Here is a 24,420-nt window from a genome sequence, read left to right as displayed (position 1 = left end):
ACTGAGGCCCCGGACTCCAAAGGGAGTCCGGGGCCTCAGTGCGTGTTCACTTCAGATAAATATGCAAACCCCTAGGCAGCCGCTGCCACCGGGAAGCGGCGCGCTCCGGCGCCCGTGCCCGCGTGGGCCGGAGCCAGGACGCGGACGTTGCATTCGGACTGCTGCGGATCAATGGAACGCGGCAGGTGGTGCGTTTTGGAGCATTCCTGCAGCTGCTCGAGTGCGACGGGCTCCACGCGGGCGTGGCTGACATCGACGACGAGCTGCAGGCCCTGGCGAAGGTGGTTGGCGCGCTTCATAACGACGTAAAGAGCTTGGATGCTTTGGGCGGTTACGTGACCCTGGGCGGCGACCTGAGCCTCGCCGCAGTCAAGATCCACGCGGACCAGTACCTTGAGCTTCTGGTTCAAAACTTCTCCCCTCATGCGCGGCCGCGACGCTGCGACCGGGTATAACCCTAGCGTGCATGTGACTCAGGTAACAGGAAAATTCCAAATGTTTCAGAAATGGGACTTTCAGGACTTATCGGCCGGGCCGGGGACGCGCGCCTGGTCCGCAGACACTGGGGACGGTCCGCGGACATGCGAATGGCCCGGGGACGCGTGGATTCAGCGTCCCCGGGCCATTTTGGTCTCCTTCGACCGTTCGACGGCGGCGCAGAGTCCGGGGGCCGCCCGCTCCGGTGGGGCCGGCTAACTCCTGGTCGGGTCTGGCCGCAGCGGCTCGGGACCGGGGTCGGGCACCGGCAGCGGGCCCGGCGGTTCGGGCGTGGGAATGGGGTTCGGCGGTGCGGGGCGGGACGGGTCCGGCCGCATGGGATCGGGACCGGGCTCCGGCGGGAACGGCTCTGGCTCGTGGACTGGCGGGATGGTCATGCTTCCCCCTCGAAGGCTCTTGTGGGTTCCTTATTGCTGACGCGAGTTCAGCATACGCCCGGCGCCGGAACGGGGACAGGGGCCGGGAAGGGCGTCCGCGACGCGTAAGAAAGCCGCCCTCTCCCCCCGGCAGCGGACTCCCCCGGTAGCGAACGGCGGCCCAAATGTCAGGGCGGCTCTATATATTGAGGGAATGACCCACACTTCCCTGCAGCAACCCGCAAGTTCCCCCGCCGCTGCCACGCCCGGGCCTCCCGTCGCCAAGCGGGTGCCCACCCAGCGCACGCACCACGGGGACATCTTCGTGGACCAGTACGAATGGCTGCGGGACAAGGAGTCCGAGGAGGTCGTGGCACACCTGAAGGCAGAAAACGCCTACCAGGAAGCCCTCACAGCCCACCAGGAACCGCTGCGCGAGGCCATCTTCCAGGAGATCAAGGGCCGGACCAAAGAGACAGACCTGTCCGTTCCCAACCGCAAGGACGGCTGGTGGTACTTCAGCCGCTCCGTCGAAGGGAAGGAATACGGCATCCAGTGCCGGGTCCGCGCCCAAAACACGGGCAACCCGGTGGCGGACTGGACCCCGCCGGCGGTGGAGGCCGGCGTCGAAATCCCCGGCGAGGAGGTCCTGCTGGACGGCAATGTCGAGGCTGAAGGCAAGCCGTTCTTCTCCGTGGGCGGCACGGCCGTCACCATCGACGGAAACCTTTACGCGTACGCGGTGGACAACGCGGGCGACGAGCGGTTCACGCTGCGGATCAAGGACCTGCGGACCGGCGAACTGCTGCCGGATGTCATCGAGAACGTCTTCTACGGGGTGTCCTTCTCCCCGGACGGCACCCGCATTTTCTACACGGTGGTGGATGACTCCTGGCGGCCGTACCAGGTGAAGTCCCACGTCCTGGGCACTCCCGTCACCGACGATGAGGTGGTTTACCAGGAGGACGACGCCGCCATGTGGCTGGGCTTTGAGCTCTCCGCAGACCGCCGTTACCTCGTGCTGGGCATCGGCTGCTCTGAGTACAGCGAGACGCGCCTGATGCGCTTTGACGATCCCGCCGGCGGCCTCTCCACGGTGATTTCCCGCAATGAGCGCGTGCTCTACGAGGCCGAACCGTTCCTGCTCGAGGGCCCCGACGGCCAGAAGACCGAACGCATCCTCCTCACCCACAACCGCAATGCCGTGAACTCGATGGTTTCGCTGGTGGACCCGGCCGAACTGTCCAAGCCACTGTCCGAGCAGCAGTGGACCACCGTCGTCGAACATTCCGACGACGTCCGGGTCAACGGGGCGGGGGTCACCGCCACCCACCTCGTGGTCTCGATCCGGAAGGACACCATTGAGCGGGTCCAGGTGATGGGGCTGTCCGGGCTGGGAACCGCTTCGCAGCAGGCTCCGGTGGAACCGGCGTTTGACGAGGAGCTGTACACCGCAGGGGTTGGCGGTTCCGACTATGAGGCGCCCGTGATCCGGCTCGGCTACACCTCTTACTTCACGCCCTCGCGCGTGTACGACTTCGTCCTGCCCACCCCGGAGCAGCCCGCCGGGGAACTGCTTCTCCGCAAGGAAAGCCCGGTGCTGGGCGGCTACGATTCCGCGGACTATGTGGCCACCCGGGAATGGGCAGTGGCCAGCGACGGCACCCGTATCCCGCTGTCGGTACTGCGGCACAAGTCCGTCAACCAGGACTCGACGGCGGCAGGCCTGGTCTACGGCTACGGCTCCTATGAGCTGAGCATGGACCCGGGCTTCGGCATCGCACGGCTTTCCCTGCTGGACCGCGGAATCGTGTTCGTCATTGCCCACATCCGAGGCGGCGGCGAGCTCGGCCGGCATTGGTACGAGGACGGCAAAAAGCTCAGCAAGAAAAACACGTTCACGGACTTCATAGCCGCCACCGATTGGCTGGCGCAGTCCGGCTGGGTTGCGCCGGACCGGATTGCCGCGCTGGGCGGTTCCGCCGGCGGCCTGCTCATGGGCGCCGTGGCCAACCTCGCCCCGGAGAAATACGCCGCGGTCGTGGCGCAGGTTCCGTTCGTGGATCCCCTCACGAGCATCCTGGATCCGGAGCTGCCGCTGTCGGCCCTCGAATGGGAGGAATGGGGCAATCCCATTACCGATCCCGAGGTGTACCGGTACATGAAGTCCTACACACCCTACGAGAACGTCCGCGAGGTCGCTTACCCGAAGATCGCTGCGGTCACGTCCTTCAACGACACCCGGGTGCTCTACGTCGAGCCGGCCAAGTGGGTGCAGGAACTGCGCAACAAAACCACGGGCAGCGAACCCATCCTCATGAAAATCGAGATGGACGGCGGCCACGGTGGGGCTTCCGGCCGCTACGTGCAGTGGCGGGAGCGCGCTTGGGACTACGGTTTCATCGCCGATTCGCTGGGTGCCACGGAACTGCTGCCCGGCGCCGGGCTCAAGTAGGCCATCGACTGCTCCGTAAAGGCCCTTTTTAACGCTCAGAAGGGCCGTTACGGAGCATTCGACGGGGTTTCGCACCGATTTGCCAAATTCGGCCACCTGCCCGCCCGGGTCAGCGGCCTTTTTTGGTAATGCGCCGGAACGAACAGGCAACGGCGACAACGGCAGGACAGTACCGGTGCCAGGCGCCGGGCTCAAATAAACCATCGATTGCTCCGTAGGTGACCTTTTGACGCCTAATAAGGGCACCTACGGAGCAATCGATTGGGACTTGGGAAAGAACGACGGCGGCTCTCTCCCGTAACGCTTCGGGCTGAGGACTGGACTGTGCTCCGGGCAACATATATTTGAATGATGCTCCCGGCGCTCAAGAAATACCTGCTGCTCCCGAAACTGGTGAAGCTGTCCTCCAACGCGCCGAAGGACCCGCGCGTAGCCTGGGACCAGTACTGGGGCAACGTCAGGGCGACCGGGGCCGGCGGCGACGTGCTCTGGGATTCCGGCAGCGACCACGAGCTGCAGGCATATCTGGAGCACCTGACGCGGCAGCTGGACCCCAGCCTTCCGCTCGTCGACGTCGGATGCGGCAGCGGCGTCTACACCCGCGCTCTTGCCCCCTACTTTCCGCATGTCCTGGGGGTGGACGTGTCAGCAAACGCCGTTGCCCGCGCAGCCGCGGAATCAGACGGAACGGAGCGGGTCACCTACATCGCGGCCGACATGACAGCACCCGCTGGCGTCCGCGCCGTGACCGATGCCCTGGCTGGGGCCGGGTTCCCCGGCGAAGCCAACATCTTCATCCGGGGCGTCCTGCACGTACTCAAGAGGCCGGCGCAGGCGGCCCTCGCCGCGCAGCTGCATACGCTCGTGGGCAGGCGGGGCCGTGTGTTCCTGGCCGAGACCGACTTCCGCGGGAACCCGGTCCAGTACGTCAGCCACCTCGGAGCCACCCTGCAGTCCATCCCCGGGCCTTTGGAGAGGGCCATCCGCGCGCTACCGATTCCCGGGCGTTTCGGAGCCGAGCAGCGCAGGCGGGCGTTTCCCGAGGCCAGCTGGGATGTGGTGGAAGACGGGGCGGTGACCCTTGAGACCCGGCCCCTCACATCCGCCAACCACCCGGAACAGATCCCGGGCTACTTCGCCGTGCTCCAGGCCCGCTGAAAGGGAAAGGCCCGCTGAACCGAGCGGCCCCGGGACCGAAGATGGCCGGGAACTACCGGGCCTTCAGCCAGGAGAGTGCCTCGGTCCGGTCCGTGAAGAACCTCGTGGGGCACGGGAGCTTGTTGAGGCCGAGAAAGAAGTTTGCAAGCACCCGGTCCACCGGCGATGAACCCAGCAGCGCAATCCTCGAAGCCTGGCAAGGACGGCCAAAAACAGCACGGGCTCCGCGGCTCACATCAGCAGTGGTGGCCATGTCCACGATCATGGGGTGCCGGCTGTCGCCGGAGAGCACGTTCACCTGCTCCATGGCAGCCTCGGCGTCCGCCTCGGTAATGCTGGCGTCCCTCGCCCACGTCAGCCGCAGCACGCCTTCGGCATCCAATTCCAAGTCGAACAGCGTGTTGCGTCCGGTGCTGTTGGAATTCAATTCAAACCTCCGCAGTGGGCTAGCGTGGACAAGTATCACGGTACATCCCTCCGGGACGCGACCCCCGCCTGCCTACTGATAATGTGAGTCCAAAATCACGGTAGCCTCAACAGGCACTCGCAACACAGGGGGCACATGGTCCAGGCACCGGCGGAGTATCCCTCCGCACCTCGCGCGGCGGTGGTCGCGCTCACCGATGCCGCACGCCTGGACGCCGTGGCGTCTGTCCTGGAAGACGCCGGCTTCACCGTCCGCAAGGCGCCCGACGCCGGCTCCCTCGCCGGGGAGCTGGAAGGTGGGCAGGCCGCCGTCGTCCTTCTTGATGCGGCCCTCACGGACGGGTACCGGTGGGAAGGCACCCCGGTGCTGCTCCTCGTGGACCTGGCCGGCGACTTCGACCTTGCCCGCCTTGAGCTGTGGGGTATCGCCGACTACATCTCCCGCGACGCTCCGGCCCGGGAACTCACCCGCCGGGTAGAAACCCTCATTGGCCGGGCCCGGGAACGGCGTCGCATCCGGGCGGAAGCCGAGTTCCTGCGCGAGAGCCTCCGTAACGTCTCCGCCGCCATCCGCGGCACCAACAGCCCCCAGCAGATGGCCAGCCACCTGGTGCGCGGCTTTGGCGAATCCCTTGGCGTGGACCACGTCTGGTTCACCACGTTCCAGGATTCCCGTGTGCCGCGGATCAGCGCTCAATGGTCGCTGCCCGGCCACGCCAAACTGCCGGACACGCTCGGCACCCTTGAGGACGCGGCCCGGGAACAGACCACCTCGCTGTGGTCGGCCGCCGAAGCCCTGGCGGTTCCGGACCACCACACCGTTCCTGACTACCCGACGGTGCCGGACCACCAGACGGTGCCGGAGCACCAGTCTGACCAGTCGGCCGCCCTGGCCGAGGGACTGCTGAAATGGTCCGGCCTGGGCTCCGTCCGCGCCTCGGTCGCCCTGCCCGTGGGTGAAGGCGAGTCCGCGCTGGGAATCATCTGGATTGCACAGCTGGACAAGGCACGCGACTGGACCAGGGCCGAAATCGCCCTCATCCAGCATGTGGCCGGCAATCTCGCCCATAGCCTCATCCAGGGCCACCTGATCAGCGCGCAGCTCCAGGTGCTGCAGCAGCTTCGCGAGCTGGACAAGGCCAAGACAGACTTCCTGGCCACGGTAAACCACGAACTCCGCACGCCCCTGACCTCCATCACCGCCTACCTGGACATGATCCGTGACGGCGCAGGAGGCCCCGTTCCCCACGGCATCGAATCCATGATGGAAGTCATCTCCAGGAACTCGGACCGCCTCCGGAGGATGATCGAGGACATGCTCACGGTCTCCCAGCAGGACACCTCCGGCAACCTGAACCTGAAGCAGGTGGAGCTCGGCCAGGTCCTGCGGATCGTGGTGGCCGCGCTGCGCCCGCTGGCGGATTCCCGGAACGTGGCCATCACCGGCGCCGATTCGCACGAGGACGTGAAGGTCCTGGCGGACGAAGCCCAGCTGGAGCAGGTATTCACCAACATCGTGGCCAACGCCATCAAGTTCACCCCGAACGGCGGCCGGATCAGCATCAGCTTCATGACCGCCACGTCCCAGGCCGGCAGCCCCTGCTCCGTCGTCAAGGTCACGGACACCGGCGTCGGAATTCCGGAGCAGGAAATCGCGCAGGTGTTCACCCGTTTCTACCGGGCGTCCAACGCTTCCTCCGCGGCCATTCCGGGCAGCGGGCTCGGCCTGGCGATCGCCCACGATATCGTCCGGCGCCATGGCGGTTCACTGGACCTGTCCTCCGCGCTGGGCCAGGGAACCACCGTTGCGGTGCAGCTCCCCTTGGACGGTCCCCCAGCGGATGAAACGGACGACGACGAGGCCGGCGGCGACGACGCGGCCATCTCACCACAAACGGACTGATCCCAAGCGAAAACCGCCCCGGACCTGCGGCCCGGGGCGGTTTTCGTAATTCTGGCTGCCTACTGCCGCCTTAGCTGGGCCACCAGCCGACGGAGGCGTAGTTGGTTTCAGCCTTCGAGGAAGAAGAGGTGGTATCGCCCTTCGGTGCAGCGTTTGCAGGAGCAGCGAAACCTGCCACTGCAAGGATGCCGGTCATAACGAGTGTTGCGGCAAGTTTCTTCATCCGCTGTCCCTTTCATTGTTTATGGCTGTGAAGCGAATCGCGTATTACGGGCGACAGTATACGGTCATCGGATCAAGGTTTAATCAAGTCATTTCCTGTCAATTCCACAGGATTGGCCTTGTTTTTCCGCCACTGTCTTGCCTTGGCCGTAATACAGGGAGTTAGCCCCCGGGCCGCACCGTCCACGGGGCGGATTATGGATAATGGGGGCATGCCCATGCAGCGTGACTTGTCCCCCTTCGTGATTGCAGAGTTGGCCGCGCGCGAAAGCTGGAAGCGCCGGGACTACGCCGCGGGATATATGGAAGCCGGTCACGCCGCCGAATTGGCCCGGGAGGCAGGCGACGAGCTGCGCTGGTGGAAGATGGTCCTGCTACAGGCCGAATGCCTGCGCGACCGGGGCGCCATGCAGGAGTGCCAGCAGCTGGCCGCCGGACTTTCAGCCCATCCCGTTGCGCATTCCGCTCCCGACCTGGGCGCCCGGGCCGCCATTCTGCTCGCGCATTCGCTGCAGGGCCTCGGCCGGCTCCCCGAAGCGGTGAATGCCGCTTCCACCGCCACCCGGCTCGTGGCCGGCGACTTTGAGAACGTCTATCTTCACATCCAGGCCCAGCAGGCCCTGATCGCCGCCCTGGCCGAAAGCGGCCGGCACGAAGATGCCTGGCAGGAGTGCCTGGACCTGGAGTCGCTGCTCACCGACCACGTGGACGAGGACACAGCCGGCAAGGCCTACTGGGTGATCGGCAACGTCGCGTTCCTCAGCAACCGGGTCAATGAAGGTGGGCACTACCACGACCTCGCCGCGGGCAAACTCTCGCCCTCGCAGGACGTCGACCTGTGGGCCCGCTTCAACCGCGGATCCGCGGAAATGCGCCTCCAGGCCAAGCTGTCTGACGCCGCAACGCTGCGCTGCATCGAACGTGCCGAACTCGCCACCGAGGTGGTGGGCGGCAGCGAACGGGACATCCTGGAGATGTCCCTGGTCCGTGCGCACTGGTACTACCTCACCGGGGACATGGAGTCGGCAATCAGCCTCCTGACCCCGCTCCGCACCAAGTTCCCCATCCTCGCCACCCAGACGGCGGCGGAGGGCACCTTCATCCTGGGCAAGGCCCTAATGGCGCAGGGACACGAGACGGAATCCCTGCAGATGCTTGACGAGGCCGTTACGCTGTTCGATACAGCTGCTGCACCGGAGCGTAGCGCCACCGTCCGTGGTTTTATCGCCTCCAAGGAGCGATCGGACCGGCGCCAACAGCAATTTCTCCAGGGGGGGTAAATGCCAGAAGCGACAGTGTTTCCCGGTGCGGCACCGCTGCAGCCGGAGTCCCCGGCGAGCCCGGCTCCCGCGCCCGTCGTCGCCTTCACCGTGCTGCCCGACCTCGCCGTCAAGGCGGTCCTGCCCCGCGGCGCGGACCTGGACGAGAACGCGGCCGGCCAACTGTACCGCCGCCTTGGCGAGCTGGCCGGGGACCGGAGGGTCGCCGTCGTTCTTGAACTGACCGGTGTGCAGTCTGTGACCCGTGCGGCGCGGGCCGCCTATGCGGCGATCCCCTCGGTGTCCGCCTGGGCGATCCTGGGCGAATCCCCGGTGGACAGGCTGCTGGGGCACTTTCTGCTGGGCGGCGAATTCAGCTCGGTGCCGGCCCGGTACTTCACCGACGAAAACGATGCCCTCGACTGGTTGAGCCACCTTGACGATGTTCTCTAACGACGATCCCCGGCTCGGGAAGCTGCTGGACGGCATCGTCCGCCTGGCGGCCGGGGAACTCCATTCGCGCATTGAAATTTCCGAGGCCCGGGACGAACTGGACGCGGTGATCATGGGCGTCAACCTGCTCGCCGAGGACCTGCAAATCATCTACCAGGAGCTCGAGGAACGCGTGGAAACACGCACGCGGATGCTCAATGCGGCGCACAAAGAGCTGCAGCAGATGGCGCTCACCGATTCCCTGACGGGACTCTACAACCGCTCGGCGCTGGTCAGCGCCGTCAACTCGGCGCAGGCGGAAGCGGCCGACGGCGGGCTGCCGCCGGCGCTGCTGCTGCTGGATCTGGACGCCTTCAAGAGCATCAACGATTCCTACGGCCACTCGATGGGCGACCAGGTGCTGGCCGCGGTGGGTGCCCGGATCCGTTCGTGCGTGCGCGACGAAGACATGGTGGCCCGGCTGGGCGGCGACGAGTTCGCCGTCCTGCTGCCTGCCACCACGCCGGCCAGGGCGGCCGCCGTCGCAAACCGGATCCTGGACTCCCTCAACGGGACGCTGGAGGTGGACGGCAAGACCATCCGCTGCGGAGCGAGCCTGGGCCTGCGGATTGCCGATCCCGGCGAAACCTCCGAGGAACTGCTCATGGAGGCGGACATCGCGATGTACGCCTCCAAGGCCGACGCCCGCAACAAGCTGCGGGTGTTCGAGCCCGCCATGCTCCATGCCCGGCAGCTCCGCAACCAGCTGGTCGGGGAACTGCGCGAGGCCATCGCCACATCGCAGCTGGTGCTGTACTACCAGCCGGTGATCGAGCTTGCCTCGGGAAAGATCGAGGGCGTGGAGGCCCTGGTCCGCTGGAAACACCCCACGCGCGGCCTGATCATGCCGGACGAATTCATCCCCATCGCCGAGGAAACGGGACTCATTTCGGAGCTCGGCAACTGGGTGCTGAGGAACTCCGTGGAGCAGCTGCGGCGCTGGCGGAATTCCCCGGAGACCGGCCGCCACAACTTCGACATGCGCATCAACGTCTCGGCGGCGGACCTGCAGCGGCTCGAGTTCGTCGAGGACGTCCGGGACGCGCTCACCGCCGCGGACCTCGAGCCCGGGCTGCTGGTCCTCGAGCTGACGGAGAGCGACATCATCAAGGGCAACGAGCTCGACAGGTATACGCTCGCCAGCCTGCGCAAGCTCGGCGTGGGCCTGGAAATCGACGACTTCGGCACCGGGTATTCCTCGATCAGCTACCTGCGGCGGCTGCCCGTGGACCGCGTCAAGGTGGACCGGACACTGCTCACGGCGCTCGGCAGCGACCCCGCGCAGCCTGTACTGATCGCGGCCATCCTCCAGCTCATCCGGGCCTGCGGGCTCGAGGCCGTGTGGGAGGGCGTGGAAAACGCGGAGCAGGCCGAGCACCTGCGGAACACCGGCTGCATCAGCGGGCAGGGCTACTACTTCAGCCGTCCCCTCCCCGCGGCCGAATTCACCGAACGCCTCGCGTCGCAGGACGCCTGGCCCGGCTAATTCCCATCCGTTGCTCCGTAGATGCCGTTTTGCGGGCTCATAAGGGCATCTACGGAGCACTCGACGGGATTAACCCCCGACGACGGCGGCTGTTGCCTCGGCGATGGCGCGCTCCTCGTCCGTGGGCACCACCAGCACGGGAATGGCGGAGGCCTCGGTGGAAATCACGCGGGGTTCCTTGGACCGCTGGCTGTTCAGGCCGGCGTCGAGCTCGATGCCCAGCGCCCCCAGCCTCTCCCCCACCAGGGAACGGAACTGGTGCGAGTTCTCGCCGATCCCGGCCGTGAACACCAGTGCCCGGGCCCCGCCGACCGCCACGTGGTAGCCGCCGATGTACTTGGCCAGCCGGTAGGACGTGACCGCCAAGGCCATAGCGGCACGGGAATCGCCGGACTCGGCCGCCTCCACCACCGAGCGCATGTCGTTGTTGCCGGCGAGCGCCTTCAGCCCGGACTCGCGGTTGAGCATCGAGTCGACGTCCTCCGCGTTCCAGCCGGTGCGGGCCAGGAACACGAGGATGGACGGGTCCAGGTCGCCGGAGCGGGTGCCCATGACCAGGCCCTCCAGCGGCGTGAAGCCCATCGACGTGTCAACGGATTTGCCGCCGCGGATCGCCGTGACGGAGGCGCCGTTGCCGAGGTGGGCGATCACGCCGTCGAACTCCTCCACCGGGATGTCCAGCAGCGCGGAAGCACGGTTGGTGACGTATTCGTGCGAGGTCCCGTGGAAGCCGTACCGGCGGATCCCGTGGTTGGTGTAGAGGTCGTCGGGAACGGCATAGCGCCAGGCGTGCTCGGGCAGGCTGCGGTGGAAGGCGGTGTCGAAGACGGCCACCTGGGGCATGTCCGGCCACTTCCTGGTGATCGCGCGGATGCCCAGCACGTTGGCGGGATTGTGCAGCGGCGCGAGCGGATTGAGCCGCTCGATGGCACGGGTGATCTCGTTGTCGATCAGCACGGGCTCGCCGAAGCGCTCGCCGCCGTGCACCACCCGGTGTCCCACAGCGTCCAGCTCCCGGTCCCCCAGCACGTCGTGGATGGCCGCGTCCACCTGTTCGAGGGCTTCGGCGTGGTCCGCCGGCCCCACCACCTCGCCGTCGCCCTGGCCGCCGTTGGACACGCCGATCCGCTCGATCAGCCCTTCGGTCAGGACGCTGCCCTCGGCAACATCGCGCACCTGGTACTTGAGCGAGGACGAGCCGGAGTTGATGACGAGCACGAGCATGGGGCCTCCTAAGCCTTGGCTGCTGAAACGGCGGACGGTTCCGAAGTGGACGGTTCTGCGGCAGAGAGGTCCGTGGCGGACGCTTCCGGCGCGCCGCCGGCCGGGCTCTGCGCCTGGATGGCGGTGATGGCCACCGTGTTCACGATGTCCTCCACGGTGCAGCCGCGGGAGAGGTCGTTGACGGGCTTGCGCAGCCCCTGCAGGACGGGCCCGACGGCGACCGCTCCGGAGCTCTGCTGCACCGCCTTATACGTGTTGTTGCCGGTGTTCAGGTCCGGGAAGATGAACACCGTCGCCTGCCCCGCGACGGACGAGCCGGGCATCTTGGACTCTGCGATGGAGGCATCCACGGCGGCGTCGTACTGGATGGGGCCTTCGACGGCGAGGTCCGGGCGCCGCTCCCTGACCAGGTCGGTGGCCTGCCGGACTTCCTCCACCGCCTCGCCGGAGCCGGAACCGCCGGTGGAGTAGGACAGCATGGCAACCCGGGGCTCCACCCCGAACTGGCCGGCGGTCTCCGCCGAGGCCAGGGCGATGTCCGCGAGCTGCTCCACGTTGGGATCAGGGTTCACGGCACAGTCGCCGTACACGAGCACACGGTCCGGCATGAGCATGAGGAACACCGAGGAAACGATCTTCACGCCGTCCCGGGTCTTCACGAATTCCAAGGCCGGGCGGATCGTGTGGGCCGTGGTGTGCGCGGCGCCGGAGACCATGCCGTCCACCACGCCCAGCTGGACCATCATGGTGCCGAAGTAGCTTTCGTCCTGCATGACCTCCAGCGCCCGGGCCAGGTCCACGCCCTTGTGCGCCCGCAGCTCCGCGTACCTGGCGGCAAAGTCCTGGCGCAGCTCAGAGGTTGCGGGGTCCACGATGTTGATGCCGGCGAGGTCGATGCCCCGGCTCGCGGCGAGCTCCCTGACGTCCGCCTCGCGGCCCAGCAGGGTCAGATCGCAGACGTCGCGGCGGTGCAGGATTTCGGCGGCCTTCAGGATCCGGATGTCCTTGCCCTCCGGCAGCACGATGTGGCGGCGCTGCGAGCGGGCGCGTTCGATGAGGTCGTGCAGGAAGCGCAGCGGCGTCATCCGTTCGGCGCGGGGCAGGTGCAGGCGCTCGAGCATCTCGGCCTCGTCCACCTGCCGTGACCACAGGCCCAGCGCGGATGCCACCTTGCGCCGGTGGCCGCTCCAGATCTCGCTGCGCACCTCCGAGACGCGCCGGGCGGTGGTGTAGGTGTCATCCTCCGTGGCGAATACCGGGAACGGGGCGGAGGCCAGGAGCGGGTAGATGTTGGCGTCCGGGGCCAGGCCGCCGGTGAGGATCAGCCCGGACGGAACCGGGAACTCGGGTGAGAACGACGACGCCAGGCAGGCCACCATCACGTCTGCCCGGTCGCCCGGCACGATCACCAGCGCACCGTCGTCGAGCACGTTCAGGAAGTTGCCCACATTCATGGCGGCGACCTTGACGTCCCGGACGTCCCGTTCCATGTCCGCGCGGCCGGCGATCTGCCGCAGCGCCAGGGCCGCGCCCACCTCGCCGGTGGTAGGGCGGGCGATCTCCTCCAGCTCCGGGAAGACGTAAACGGGCCGGCCGGACGCGCCGGGCTTCACGGCGGCGACGATCGCGTCAACGTCCTCCGGGTCGGCCCGATTCACCATCATGGCCAGCAGCGAGCACTTCTCGGCGGCCAGTTCCTTGCGTGCAACGTCGACGGCGGCGGCTGCCTCCGCCACGCTGCGGCCCTTGGCGCCCACCACCGCCACGACGGGCGCGGCCAGGTTGTTCGCCAGGCGGGCGTTGAGGTCGAATTCGACGGCGGCGTCATGGCCGGTGAGGTCCGTTCCCTCCACGATGATCACGTCGCAGTGCCGGCCCATCTCAGCGAAGATCTCGACGCAGCGGGAATCGATGTCCTCGCGCCTGCCCTCGGCGAGCAGGCCGCGGACCTCGGTGAAGGTCAGCCCGCCGCGGCAGCGCCGGTCGTCCAGGTCGAAGCGGGACTTCATCAGTGCCACCATCGGATCCGCGCCGGCGTCGTCTCCGTGGACCACGGGTTTGAAGAAACCAATCCGGTCCGCGTGCCGGTGCAGCGTGTCCGCCAAACCCAGCGCTATGAGCGACTTCCCCGATCCCGGAGTGGTCGCACTGACATATATCCCTTTGGCCATGATCTGTCCTCTGGTTGGAAGCTCCTGCGTGGAACGTACTGCATTGGACGTACCGGTGTACTGAATGGGTGTACTGACTGGGCTGGCCGGAGCCCGCCCTCCCCCATACTTTCACTTGTTGCCGCGCTTCCGGGAGCACACAATGGTGTTGATCGCCACGTCGGCGCATTTTCGCCGTCCCGGACCGGAGTGGGCCAGCACCCCGGGACCGTCCATCCACAGCAGTGTCCTGACCTGCAACCTCCTGAACGATGGTGGTACCGATGAACCACGCTGGCCGCGCCTCCGCTCCGTCCGCCGCTTCCCTCCGCCGGCACATCGCTGCCCACCCTGTTACGGCATTTTTGGTCATTGCCATCGCGCTGAGCTGGGTGGCCCTCGTACTTTCGATCGCTCTCCTTGGCAACGCGCTCCCCGGCATCCTCGCCGAACTGCTCATCCTGCTGGGAACGGCCGTCCTGGTGACTGCGGCAGCCGAAGGCAAGCCCGGCGTCCGGGCCCTGTTCCGGCAAACGGTGCGCTGGCGTGTCGGAGCCGGCTGGTACGTGGCGGCGGTCCTGGCCCTGCCCGTGCTGACCGTTCTCATCGCATCCGCCACCGGCACCGCCCGCCAGCCGACGGGCGAGTGGGCATCCGTGGCCGGGGCGTACATGCTCAACACAGTGGTGATCGGCGCCCTGCTGGGGAACATCTGGGAGGAACTGGCCTGGACGGGCGTGGTCCAGCGCCGGCTGATGGAACGCCACGGAATGGCGGGCGGCAGCCTGCTCACCGCCATCCCCTTCGCGCTCATCCACCTCCCGCTGGCCTTTGCGGACAAGGGCTTCACCGGCACACCGTGGCCCGACGTGGCCCTGGCCTGGGGCGTGCTCCTGGTCTTCGCCCCGCTCTTCCGGCTCCTGGTGGGCATCGCCTACCTCGGCACGGGGCAGAGTGTGCTGATCGTGGCCCTGCTCCACGCCTCCTTTAATGCCTCGGAGCAGTCAAAACTTCCAGTGTTCGACGGCGCATGGCAGCAGATTGCCGCGGCCACCCTTTTGCTGGTGGTCCTTGTGCTGCTGCGGAAATTCCGCGCCCTGCCAGCGGGGACGGGCCATGGCGCAGCCGTCGCCAGCTGAGCAGCCCATGCGGCCCGGGACCAAAGTATCCGGCGGCGCCAAAGCGTGGCCGGCCCGCCACCGGCTGGCGCTGTTCTTCGCCCTGGCCTTCGCCATTTCCTGGCTGGCATGGCCGCTGACCCTCCTCAACCCGAACAGCTCGCCGCTGATACCGTTCGGGCCCGCCCTGGCCGCCATCATCACCGCCGCCCTGACCGGCGGCAAGGCCGAGCTGATGCGGCTGCTGGGCAAACTGGCGCGGTGGCGCGTGGCCGGCCGCTGGTACGTTTTCGCCGTGGGGCTGCCGTGCCTGCTGGTGACGGTGGCCACCGCGCTCACGGTCTCAGGTGGCGCGCCCGCCCCCGAGCTCGGCCCCAACCCGGGCTGGTTCATGCTGCTCGGCACGTTCGCGTTCACGCTGGTCATCGTGGGCATCTTCGAGGAGCTGGGCTGGCGTGGCTATGCCCTGCCCCTCCTGCAGCGGAACCGGCCGGCCCTCTCTGCTGCGCTGCTCCTCGGGCTGGCGTGGGGTGCCTGGCACCTGCCGGAGCTGATCTCGGATCCCACCGGGCAACGGCCGCCGCTGCCGTTCCTGCTGATGGTCCTGGCACAGTCCGTCCTGCTGGCCTGGCTCTACAACAGCAGCGGCAGCGTTCCCGTCTGCATGGTCTTCCACGCCGCCTTCAACACAGCCGGCGCCCTGGTGTTTCCTTCCCTGCTGGGGCCGGACTACCTCACGCTCTGGTGGACCGTGGCACTCCTGCATGTGCTGGCGGCGCTGGTGGTCATCGCCGTTGCCGGCCCCCTTCGGCTGGCCCGGACCCTTGACACAGACCCCTCCCATGGGATTACCTAATGAACATTCGGTAAATAAAGCTGGAGGCAACGACGCATGGCTGAAACGGCAATCCCTGGTGTGGCGCACCCCATCCTCGAAAACGACTACGCCTCGGAATGGATGGGCATCGAAGTCCTCGCCCTCAGCGACGGCCACGCAACCGTCCGGATGACCCTCCGGCAGGAAATGCTCAACGGCTTCGGCATGGCCCACGGCGGAATGATCTTCGCCTTCGCCGACACCGCCTTCGCCCTCGCCTGCAACCCCGCCTCGCCCGCCGACCCTGACAGCATCACCGTTGCTGCCGGCGTCGACATCAACTTCCTTAAGCCGGCCTACCAGGGCCAGGTGATCACCGCCGTCGCCGACCGCCGCTCCAGCGCCGGGCGCAGCGGCCTGTACGACATCCAGATCTTCGCTGCCGACCCCGGGACCGAGCCCGGTTCGGGCAAGCCCGGCGAACTCATTGCCGAGTTCCGCGGACGCAGCCGCACCATCCCCAAGAAGTAGGAAGCACACCATGACCCTCCACGCCCCCGAACCCACTGTCACCGCGCCCGCCGACGCCGTCCTCGACCCCGAGGAGACCATCTCCCGGGACGAGCTGGAGGCGCTCCAGCTCAGCCGCCTCCAGCACACGGTCGCCTACGCCTACGACCGGGTGCCGCTGTACAAGCGCAAGTTCGACGACGCCGGCATCCACCCCTCGGACCTGCGCGAACTGGCCGACCTCGGCAACTTCCCCTTCACCACCAAGGAGGACCTGCGCCAGGAGTACCCGTTTGGCATGTTCGCGGTGCCGCAGAGCGAAGTGGCGCGCGTGCACGCAAGCTCCGGCACCACGGGCCGGCCCACCGTCGTCGGCTACACCAAGCAGGACCTGGCTGACTGGGCAAAACTGGTGGCCCGCTGCCTCCGCGCCTCGGGCGTCCGCCCCGGAATGAAGGTGCACAACGCCTACGGCTACGGCCTTTTCACCGGCGGGCTGGGTGCCCATGCCGGGGCCGAGGCCCTGGGCTGCACCGTCATCCCGATGTCCGGCGGCCAGACCGAGCGCCAGATCCAGCTGATCCAGGACTTCGAGCCGGACGTCATCCTGGCCACGCCCACCTACCTGCTCACCATCGCCGATGCCATGGCGCACATGGGAATCGACCCCGCATCCACCTCGCTGAAGTACGCGGTGCTCGGCGCCGAGCCGTGGACGCAGGAGATGCGCCACGAGCTTGAGGTCACCATGAACATCAAGGCCTGCGACATCTACGGGCTCTCCGAAGTCATGGGCCCGGGCGTCGCCGGCGAATGCGTGGAGACCCAGGACGGCAGCCACATCTGGGAGGACCACTTCCGCCCGGAAATCATCGACCCTTTCAACCCCGCACCCGGCAAGGAAAACGTGCTGGGCGACGGCGAGCACGGCGAGCTCGTGTTTACCTCGCTCACCAAGGAAGCCCTGCCGATCATCCGCTACCGCACCAAGGACCTTACCCGGCTGCTCCCCGGCACCGCCCGCCCCGCGCACCGCCGGATGGGGCGCATCACCGGCCGCAGCGACGACATGATCATCCTCCGCGGCGTGAACCTCTTCCCGTCCCAGATCGAGGAAATCGCGCTGCGCATCCCCGAGCTCAGCCCGCACTTCCAACTCGAGCTCACCCGGCCCGAGGGCCAGCGCATGGACCAGCTGACGGTGAAGATCGAGCGGCGTGACAATGTCACCTCCGAGCAGAGCACGACGGCGGCCCACACCCTCCGCGAGCAGATCAAGATCCACGTGGGTTCTTCGTGCACCGTGAACGTGATGGAGCCCGGATCACTCGAGCGCTCCAACGGCAAGCTGCGCCGCATCTACGACCTGCGCCCGAAGGGGTAGTCCTCCGGGCAGGTCATTGGGCGACTCCCGCTGATGGTTTAGCCGCTGGTCACGGCGTGATTGACCAGCCGAACATCATGGCGTGGTCCTCGTGGGCAAGGTTGTGGCAGTGCGCCACGTACGGGCCCACGAAGTCCCGGAAGCCGCGGTAGATGATCACCGACTCGCCGGGGTCGAGCGCCGCCACGTCCTCCCTCGACGCGTCGTCCGGATGCCCCGGATCACCGCCACGCGTCACGTCCTTGCCATTGCGCATGACCGTGCGGTGCTCCTCCATGTGCAGGTGGAACGGATGGACCCAGCCGCCACCGCCGTTGCGGACCTCCCACAGGTTGAAACTGCCCTTCCGCTGCTGGGCCAGGGGCGCGCGCCCTGCGGGATTCTTCAGGCTCGCGGCCACCGCCGCGGGGTCGAAAGGCTTGCCGTTGATGAGCCATTCGGTTTCCCCGCCCAGGCTGCCGCGCTTCACCTCGAAGATCATGCGGTTGCTCAGCAGGGTCTGCCAGTTGCTCGGCAGCGGCGGCAGCGGCCGGAGCGCCGCGGGCATCCGGCTGTCGTCCGGGGCGGTGTCCCCGATGACGAACTTGAGCACCGGCACCTTGTACTTCGGGTCCGGGGAGAAGCGGGACGAGTTTTCCCACATCCTGCCGTCGGGCATGTTCATGATGTTGGTGAGGTAAATGACGTCGCCCTTGGTGGTGGGCGTGCCGTCCTGGTACCGGGTGAAATCGATGATGACTTCGCGGCGTTTCGAGGGCCAGAGCTCGAACGAATCCCGCTTGACCGGAAGCGGCAGCAGCCCGCCGTCGGACGCGATCTGGGTGAACTGCATGCACTGCTGGCCGTCCGGGATGCGGTACTGGCCCTGGAGTTCGTCATCCACGTAGCCGAGCGATGCCGAGGACTTCGGGCCGAGCGTTGAGCTCATCAGCTTGAACTCGTAAATCCTTGCGACGGAGGCGTCCAGGAACCGGAAGCGGTATTTGCGCCGCTTCACCTCCAGCACGGGGTACGCGGTGCCGTTGACGGCGAAGATGTCGCCCACGAAGCCGTGGTTGGGGAAGTGCTTGTAGAACGTCTTCCCCCACCACTCCGGGTGCTCGGCCGGATTCCTGGCCGCAGGAAACTCCCCCTGCACGTCGTGGATGTCCTTGTGGATGGTGGCGCCGTCATCGAGGCGGATGTCGGAGAACGCCAGCGGGATGTCGTACTTGACGTCGAACGAGCCGTCCGGGTTATTGGTGCGGACGCCGGGCAGCCGCAGGCCCTGGCGCTCGTCGCCCATGTCCATGCCGTTCTTCGGGTCATAGATCGGATAAAGGCCCACCATGCCCTTGTAGACGTTGGAGCCGGTGTGGTCCATCGTGTGGTCGTGAAACCAGAAGAAGCTTTGCTTCTCCCGGTCGTCACTGCCGGCGGGCCAGTTCAGGTACAGGTTGTCCACGAACATCTTCGGCAGGAAGCCCCGGCGCTTCGGCCCGGCCACCATGGAGTAGTGCGGGTTGCCGTCGCTTTCCGGTGCGGTGTGTCCGTTATGCAGGTGGGTCAGGAAGGACCAGTCCGGCGAGCCAAAGTCCTGGCGGTCCAGATTCAGCGGGTTCTCGTCCAGGTGGTTTTCGAAGCGGACCAGGACCGGCTTGCCGTATTCGGCGTTGATCATCGGACCGGGGAAGACCCCGTTGAACCCGTAGATCGTGCTGGGTGGGAGATACCGCTTGGTGCCGGCGGGATACTTCTTGCGGTTCGAATCGAAGGATTCCGTGGGCTCGCCGTCGTCGTCAATGGGCAGCACCTGGGACGTCGTGAATGCGTGCGTCCGGACCATGAGGTTGATCTTGTAGACAATCGGGTCCGGATATCCGATCCGGCTTGGCCAGAGCTGGTGCTGCTCGTTGCGCAGCGAGTTTTGCTGTCCCGGTCCGGGGCCCGGCGGGTTGCTCCACGTCTCCACCACTGATTTCGGCACCGGGGCCAGGGCCCTGGGGATAGGCAGCGGGTCCCTGAAAGGCGAGAGGATCAGCGGGCTCGTAGGATACTTTTCGATGTAGAACAGGGTGTCACTCAGCGCCGTGGACGCGGCGGCGAATGCGCCGTCGGCCGAGAGCAGTCCCCGCTGGGCCAGCAGCGGCGATGCCCAGGTCTGGGCGGCCATGAATGCCGCTCCGGCACCTCCGGCCGCGCCCAAACGCAGCAGTGTGCGGCGGGCGAGGCCGCCGGTGTTTGAAGATTCCTCTGACATGGTCCGCGCCTCCTGGCATTGGGGGCGCAAGCCAACTCAATCGCCCCGTGAACACGTAAGTGGTTCCGAGACCGATTCCAGACCGGGGACCTCCTTGTCCCGCAGTGTCAGCTCTTTCCGCGAATACTCCCCGGCGATTAATGTGGGGTTCCCACCTTGGAAAAAGGCTGGCGGCGGATGGCCCGGACCCTCCGATTTGGGGTCTGGCAAGACCGCGTGCTCGGATTACCGAACGTTCATGAGAAAATAGCGGGTATGCCCAGCACAGCAGCCAGTACAGCAGCCCCCACAAAGCGCGGCCGTCCCGGATACGACCAGCAATCCGTTCTGCTGATCGCCGTCGATGTCTTCAACCGCCACGGCTACGATGCCACCTCGATGGGCATCCTCGCCGAAAACCTGGGCATCTCGAAGTCTGCCATCTACCACCATGTGCCATCGAAAGGCGACCTGCTGAAGCTGGCCCTGGACCATGCGCTTGGCGGTCTCGAGGCGATTCTGGACCAGCCGGGGGCCACCTCGGGGGCGGCCGATGCGCGGCTGGAGTTCGTGCTGCGGCAGACCATCGCCGTGCTGGTGGAACGGCTGCCGTTCGTCACCCTGCTGCTGCGGCTGCGCGGCAACACGGATATTGAGCGCAACGCCATGGAACGCCGCCGCGCCTTCGACCACAAGGTGGCCGAGCTCATCTCCGCTGCCCGCGACGAGGGATCCCTGCGCCAGGACATCGACCCGCGCACCGTCACCCGCCTCCTGTTCGGCACCATCAACTCGATCGTCGAATGGTACAAGCCCGGGGGCTCCCTCTCGCCGGAACAGCTGGCCGACGACGTCATCAGCATGGCGTTCGAGGGCCTGCACGCCAAGCCCTGACGGTACCGGTAAATAGGCGTTGACGAAGGGCCGGCGCGGTGCCCACGCTGAATGCATGGCCACGAAACTGTCGGAACTTCTGCTCGGCGCATTTTCCGAGCTCCGGTACCAGCCCACGTCCAAAAGGGTCCGTGCGGGCATCGACGGAAGCCCCGTCGTCGACACCGAAGAGGCGCTCCTGGTGTGGGAGCCGAAGCGCGTCACCCCGGTGTATGCCGTCCCCGAGAAGGACATGCTGGCCCGGCTCGAGCCTCCCTCCGCGGAGGGCGAGGGCGTTGACGAGTACCCGGTCCGCCTGATGGCCGACACACCCCCGGCACTGGATCCGCGGACGGGGTTCAGGCGGCACACGGCGGCGGGCGAGGAGCTCGACGTCGTGGCCTCCGGGTTCCCCGTTCCCCGGGCAGCCTTCCGGCTCTCGGATCCGGACCTCGAAGGGTACGTCGTGCTGGACTTCGGCGCGTTCCACTGGCTTGAGGACCACGAGGAAATCATCGGGCACCCACGTGACCCGTTCCACCGCGTCGATGTGCGCGCCACGCTGCGGCACATCGAAGTGAAGCTCGACGGCGTGGTGCTGGCTGGCACTGTTGGCGCCCAGCTGCTGTACGAGACTCTGCTGCCTGTGCGTTACTACATCCCGCCTGAGGACGTGCGGATGGAGCTGCTCGAGGCAAGCCCGCACCGGACCATCTGCCCCTACAAGGGCGAGGCCAGGTACTGGAGCTATCCGGAGTCACCCCGGGGCCGCAACATCGCCTGGGCCTACGATTCCCGGTTCATCGACGCACGGCAGATCCACGGGCTGGTCTGTTTCTTCAACGAGCGGGCCGACGTGTACGTGGACGGCGGGCCGCAGGGCCACCCGCTCACCCCCTGGTCCTAAATCCTCCCTCACCTTTCGCCGCCTCCCCTGGAACCCTTCCTCACCTTTCGCCGCCCAAAACCAAACCCTCCCTCAGCTAGGTGAGGGAGGGTTTGGGAACCTGCAACGGTGCAATGGATCAGAGCTGATATTCAGCCTGCGTTCCGAGGCTTTCGTGCACGCACAGTATGTTGTTTTCGGTGTCCATGAACCAGGCGCACTTCTCGGCGTCGGTCGTACAGATGTGGTGGTCGGTCTTCAGGTCGGGCAGGTCATAGTCCTGGAACCGAACGCCCTTGGACTCCATGTCCTGGACGGTCCGTTCAATGTCCGTGACCTCAAAACTCAACGTGGTGTGCTCAGAGTGCTTTCCATCTTTCACAGGCATCAGCTGCAGCATCGGGCCGTCAGCATTGCCGAATAAATCGCTTCCATCCTCCGCCTTGCCACGGTGTGGGAGGCCCAACGTTTCCGCGTAGAATCCGCGGGCGCGGTCCGGATCATCGACAGGCAGGATGGTTGTGGCTGTTCTTAGTGCTAGGTTCATTTCGCCACCTCCTACGGGGGTCATTTTACGCCCGGGAATCCCGGAAAGATCGGGGAATTTTCCACGCGACGCAGCACCATTGAGGAGGCGTTCCAGGAAACCCGACAGGATGTGAGGACGCGTCCGGTGGGGGTTACTTCTCCACGAGGGTGAGGACGTCGTAGGTGGCCACGATGTCGTCGTTCTGGTTGGTCAGGACGGCGTCCCAGGCCACCTCGCCGTACTCGTCGGTCTCGCGCGGGGTGATCTTCTTGGCGGTCAGCGTCACCCGGATGGAGTCCCCCGCAGCCACGGGCGTGATGAAGCGCAGGTTCTCCAGTCCGTAGTTGGCCAGGACCGGGCCCGGTGCAGGTTCCACGAACAGCCCGGCGGCCCAGCTGAGCAGCAGGTACCCGTGCGCCACGATGCCCGGGAAGAACGGGTTTGCCTCTGCGGCCTCCTGGTTGGTGTGGGCGTAGAAGGTGTCACCGGTCGAGTTGGCGAACGCGGAAATGTCCTCCAGCGCGACCTGGCGCAGGTCGGAGCGGACGGCGTCGCCGATGTGCAAAGTGTCGAGGGACTTCCGGAACGGGTGTGTGCCCTCCGTTTCCAGAGTGAAGTTGCGGTCGGCTCCGGTGTGCCAGATTCCCGTCACGGCGGTGAGCATGTTGGGCGAGCCCTGGATGGCGGTCCGCTGCATGTGGTGCATCACCGAGCGGATACCGCCCAGTTCCTCGCCGCCGCCGGCACGTCCCGGCCCGCCGTGGACCAGGTGCGGGACCGGGGAGCCATGGCCGGTGGAGGTGCGCGCGTCCTCGCGGTTCAGCATGAGCACGCGGCCGTGGTGGGCGGCGATTCCGGTGACCAGTTCCCGGGCAACGGACGCATCGTTGGTGCAGACCGAGGCGACCAGCGAGCCGCCGCCCCGGGCGGCGAGGCGGACGGCGTCGGGAATGTCCTTGTACCCGATCACGGAAGACACGGGGCCAAAGGCCTCCAGCGAGTGGACGGGCTCGGCCTCCGCGTCGGACCAGCTGAGCACCACGGGAGACATGAACGCGCCGCCTTCGATGACGCCGGTGGCCCCGTCCGCGCTGGTGACCGACGGCGAATCGAGCGTCCCGTACGCCAGCTCACCGCCGGCGTCGAGCATGGACTGCACGGCGGCCCGGACATCGGCGAGCTGCTCGAGCGAGGCGAGTGCGCCCATGGTGACGCCCTCGGCCCGGGGGTCGCCGAGCACCACCCGCTGCTCCACCCGGGCGCCGATCGCGGACACGACGGCGGGCACCATGTCCTGGGGGACGATGGCGCGGCGGATCGCGGTGCACTTCTGCCCGGCCTTGACCGTCATCTCGGTGACCACGGACTTGATGAAGGCATCGAACTCCGGTGTGCCTTCAACGGCGTCCGGGCCCAGGATGGCGGCATTCAGCGAGTCGGTCTCCGACGTGAAACGCACGCCGCCAAGCACCACGTTCGGGTGCGACTTCAGGGACTGTGCCGTGGACGCCGAGCCCGTGAAAGCTACGAGGTCGCGGTAGTCCAGCACATCCAGCAGCCCGCGCGCCGAGCCGGAAATCAGTTGCAGCGACCCCTTGGGCAGGATGTTGGATTCGATGATGGCCTTCACCACGGCCGCCGCGACGTAGCCCGTGGGGGTGGCGGGCTTGACGATGGTGGGCACGCCGGCGATGAAGGCCGGGGCCAGCTTCTCCAGCATTCCCCAGACCGGGAAGTTGAAGGCGTTGATCTGCACGGCGACGCCGGGAATGCGGGTGTAGATGTGCTCGCCGGCAAACGAGCCGTCCTTGGACAGCACCTCCATGGGACCGTCCACCACCACCTGCGCGTTGGGCAGCTCGCGCCGGCCCTTCGAGCCGAACGTGAACAGCACGCCGATGCCGCCGTCGATGTCGATCATCGAGTCGATCTTGGTGGCGCCGGTCTGGGCGGAGAATGCGTAGAAATGCTCGCGGCGCGCGTTCAGGTACTGCGCCAGCTCCTTGAGCTTGAGGGCGCGCTGGTGGAAGGTCAGCGCGCCAAGTTCCGTTTGGCCCGTGGTGCGTCCGTAATCGACGACGGCGGCCAGGTCCAGCCCGTCGGTGCTCACCTTGGCCAGGATTTCCCCCGTGCTGGCGTCCCGGACGGCCACAGCGGAAGCCGCAGAGCCGGCGTCGGGGGTCCACCAGGAGTCCTGCACGAAACTGGGGACGGTCTCCACGGTGTCCAGGGTGGCTTCGGGGGCGGCGGCGGTGGTGGTCATCGTTGACGGGTCCTTCCAACGGGGGACAAATCTGATCGGGCCAGAACATTACTGACCGTCCGTTCGGTAATATGTCTACAGTACATGAATGTGCCCCGCTGCACACTAGGGGCGACTGATAACCGCTTTGGGCGCCAAAGCGGCCCAACATCACCGAGGAGAGCACGTGACGCAGGAAGCCCGCGACACCGAA

Annotated in this window: 21 protein-coding genes; 12 read left to right on the top strand and 9 right to left on the bottom strand. The window is 66.7% G+C overall.

The window, feature by feature from the left end:
* Positions 1 to 71 precede the first annotated feature (71 nt).
* Complete coding sequence (locus BWQ92_RS14715) at positions 72 to 410, bottom strand: hypothetical protein (RefSeq protein WP_083706315.1); 339 nt, start codon at positions 408 to 410, stop codon at positions 72 to 74.
* A gap of 282 nt (positions 411 to 692) precedes the next feature.
* Positions 693 to 875 (bottom strand): hypothetical protein, encoded by a 183-nt coding sequence (locus BWQ92_RS14705; protein ID WP_076800636.1) that lies wholly within the window; start codon positions 873 to 875, stop codon positions 693 to 695.
* A gap of 193 nt (positions 876 to 1,068) precedes the next feature.
* On the opposite strand from BWQ92_RS14705, the gene BWQ92_RS14700 reads away from it, so the two are divergent.
* Together BWQ92_RS14700 and BWQ92_RS14695 are read left to right on the top strand one after the other, a co-directional pair.
* Positions 1,069 to 3,309 (top strand): S9 family peptidase, encoded by a 2,241-nt coding sequence (locus BWQ92_RS14700; RefSeq protein WP_076800635.1) that lies wholly within the window; start codon positions 1,069 to 1,071, stop codon positions 3,307 to 3,309.
* A 351-nt stretch (positions 3,310 to 3,660) separates the two neighbouring features.
* Positions 3,661 to 4,467 carry a class I SAM-dependent methyltransferase gene (locus BWQ92_RS14695; RefSeq protein ID WP_076803738.1) on the top strand — a complete coding sequence of 269 codons (807 nt, stop codon included), beginning with the start codon at positions 3,661 to 3,663 and terminating at the stop codon, positions 4,465 to 4,467.
* A 52-nt stretch (positions 4,468 to 4,519) separates the two neighbouring features.
* Here the strand turns inward: BWQ92_RS14695 and BWQ92_RS14690 are convergent, their stop codons facing one another.
* The gene (locus BWQ92_RS14690) at positions 4,520 to 4,894 is read right to left on the bottom strand and encodes a DUF7793 family protein (protein ID WP_076800633.1); all 375 of its coding nucleotides are present in this window, start codon (positions 4,892 to 4,894) and stop codon (positions 4,520 to 4,522) included.
* 135 nt (positions 4,895 to 5,029) lie between these two features.
* Here BWQ92_RS14690 and BWQ92_RS14685 point away from each other — a divergent pair, with 135 nt between their 5' ends.
* Positions 5,030 to 6,796: an ATP-binding response regulator gene (locus BWQ92_RS14685; protein WP_076800631.1), complete on the top strand. Its 1,767-nt coding sequence runs from the start codon at positions 5,030 to 5,032 to the stop codon at positions 6,794 to 6,796.
* Positions 6,797 to 6,866: 70 nt separating this feature from the next.
* Here the strand turns inward: BWQ92_RS14685 and BWQ92_RS23575 are convergent, their stop codons facing one another.
* Complete coding sequence (locus BWQ92_RS23575) at positions 6,867 to 7,019, bottom strand: hypothetical protein (RefSeq protein ID WP_157365163.1); 153 nt, start codon at positions 7,017 to 7,019, stop codon at positions 6,867 to 6,869.
* A gap of 211 nt (positions 7,020 to 7,230) precedes the next feature.
* Here BWQ92_RS23575 and BWQ92_RS14680 point away from each other — a divergent pair, with 211 nt between their 5' ends.
* Genes BWQ92_RS14680 through BWQ92_RS14670 form a run of 3 tightly spaced genes read left to right on the top strand, consistent with a single transcriptional unit; the run spans position 7,231 to position 10,255 of the window.
* On the top strand, positions 7,231 to 8,298 hold the full coding sequence (locus BWQ92_RS14680) for a hypothetical protein (RefSeq protein WP_076800629.1): 1,068 nt from the start codon (positions 7,231 to 7,233) through the stop codon (positions 8,296 to 8,298).
* Complete coding sequence (locus BWQ92_RS14675; protein WP_157365162.1) at positions 8,299 to 8,730, top strand: DUF7793 family protein; 432 nt, start codon at positions 8,299 to 8,301, stop codon at positions 8,728 to 8,730. It abuts the gene before it with no gap.
* Positions 8,720 to 10,255 carry a putative bifunctional diguanylate cyclase/phosphodiesterase gene (locus BWQ92_RS14670; RefSeq protein ID WP_076800625.1) on the top strand — a complete coding sequence of 512 codons (1,536 nt, stop codon included), beginning with the start codon at positions 8,720 to 8,722 and terminating at the stop codon, positions 10,253 to 10,255. Before BWQ92_RS14675 ends, BWQ92_RS14670 begins: the two co-directional genes overlap by 11 nt.
* Before the next feature lie 69 nt (positions 10,256 to 10,324).
* Here the strand turns inward: BWQ92_RS14670 and BWQ92_RS14665 are convergent, their stop codons facing one another.
* Positions 10,325 to 11,479 carry an acetate kinase gene (locus tag BWQ92_RS14665; protein WP_076800623.1) on the bottom strand — a complete coding sequence of 385 codons (1,155 nt, stop codon included), beginning with the start codon at positions 11,477 to 11,479 and terminating at the stop codon, positions 10,325 to 10,327.
* Positions 11,480 to 11,487: 8 nt separating this feature from the next.
* Positions 11,488 to 13,650, bottom strand: a complete 2,163-nt coding sequence (pta, locus tag BWQ92_RS14660) for a phosphate acetyltransferase (RefSeq protein ID WP_076800621.1) — start codon at positions 13,648 to 13,650, stop codon at positions 11,488 to 11,490.
* Positions 13,651 to 13,913: 263 nt separating this feature from the next.
* Between pta and BWQ92_RS14655 the strand changes: the two genes are divergently transcribed.
* From BWQ92_RS14655 to paaK, 4 genes are read left to right on the top strand one after another with little or no spacing between them, the layout of a single operon-like run.
* Positions 13,914 to 14,768, top strand: a complete 855-nt coding sequence (locus BWQ92_RS14655) for a CPBP family intramembrane glutamic endopeptidase (RefSeq protein WP_172804288.1) — start codon at positions 13,914 to 13,916, stop codon at positions 14,766 to 14,768.
* A complete protein-coding gene (locus BWQ92_RS14650; RefSeq protein WP_076800617.1) occupies positions 14,746 to 15,603 on the top strand; it encodes a CPBP family intramembrane glutamic endopeptidase in 858 nt (285 codons plus the stop codon). The genes BWQ92_RS14655 and BWQ92_RS14650 overlap by 23 nt, the downstream gene beginning before the upstream one ends.
* A gap of 36 nt (positions 15,604 to 15,639) precedes the next feature.
* The gene (locus BWQ92_RS14645) at positions 15,640 to 16,095 is read left to right on the top strand and encodes a hotdog fold thioesterase (protein ID WP_076800615.1); all 456 of its coding nucleotides are present in this window, start codon (positions 15,640 to 15,642) and stop codon (positions 16,093 to 16,095) included.
* 10 nt (positions 16,096 to 16,105) lie between these two features.
* On the top strand, positions 16,106 to 17,458 hold the full coding sequence (gene paaK, locus BWQ92_RS14640) for a phenylacetate--CoA ligase PaaK (protein ID WP_076800613.1): 1,353 nt from the start codon (positions 16,106 to 16,108) through the stop codon (positions 17,456 to 17,458).
* 49 nt (positions 17,459 to 17,507) lie between these two features.
* Here the strand turns inward: paaK and BWQ92_RS14635 are convergent, their stop codons facing one another.
* Positions 17,508 to 19,697, bottom strand: coding sequence for a multicopper oxidase family protein (locus BWQ92_RS14635; protein WP_076800611.1), 2,190 nt, complete (start codon positions 19,695 to 19,697; stop codon positions 17,508 to 17,510).
* A 255-nt stretch (positions 19,698 to 19,952) separates the two neighbouring features.
* Here BWQ92_RS14635 and BWQ92_RS14630 point away from each other — a divergent pair, with 255 nt between their 5' ends.
* Together BWQ92_RS14630 and BWQ92_RS14625 are read left to right on the top strand one after the other, a co-directional pair.
* Positions 19,953 to 20,570: a TetR/AcrR family transcriptional regulator gene (locus tag BWQ92_RS14630; RefSeq protein WP_076800609.1), complete on the top strand. Its 618-nt coding sequence runs from the start codon at positions 19,953 to 19,955 to the stop codon at positions 20,568 to 20,570.
* A 55-nt stretch (positions 20,571 to 20,625) separates the two neighbouring features.
* A complete protein-coding gene (locus BWQ92_RS14625) occupies positions 20,626 to 21,456 on the top strand; it encodes a DUF427 domain-containing protein (RefSeq protein WP_076800607.1) in 831 nt (276 codons plus the stop codon).
* A gap of 118 nt (positions 21,457 to 21,574) precedes the next feature.
* On the opposite strand, the gene BWQ92_RS14620 is transcribed toward BWQ92_RS14625, so the two are convergent.
* Complete coding sequence (locus tag BWQ92_RS14620) at positions 21,575 to 21,982, bottom strand: VOC family protein (protein WP_076800605.1); 408 nt, start codon at positions 21,980 to 21,982, stop codon at positions 21,575 to 21,577.
* A 133-nt stretch (positions 21,983 to 22,115) separates the two neighbouring features.
* Positions 22,116 to 24,227, bottom strand: coding sequence for a phenylacetic acid degradation bifunctional protein PaaZ (paaZ, locus tag BWQ92_RS14615; protein WP_076800603.1), 2,112 nt, complete (start codon positions 24,225 to 24,227; stop codon positions 22,116 to 22,118).
* Positions 24,228 to 24,420 lie beyond the last annotated feature (193 nt).

Origin of the sequence: Arthrobacter sp. QXT-31 (assembly GCF_001969265.1) — a bacterium.
Classification (GTDB): Bacteria; Actinomycetota; Actinomycetes; order Actinomycetales; family Micrococcaceae; genus Arthrobacter.
The sequence above is the reverse complement of the archived record's forward strand: the minus strand, read 5'-3'. Positions and strand labels throughout refer to the sequence as shown.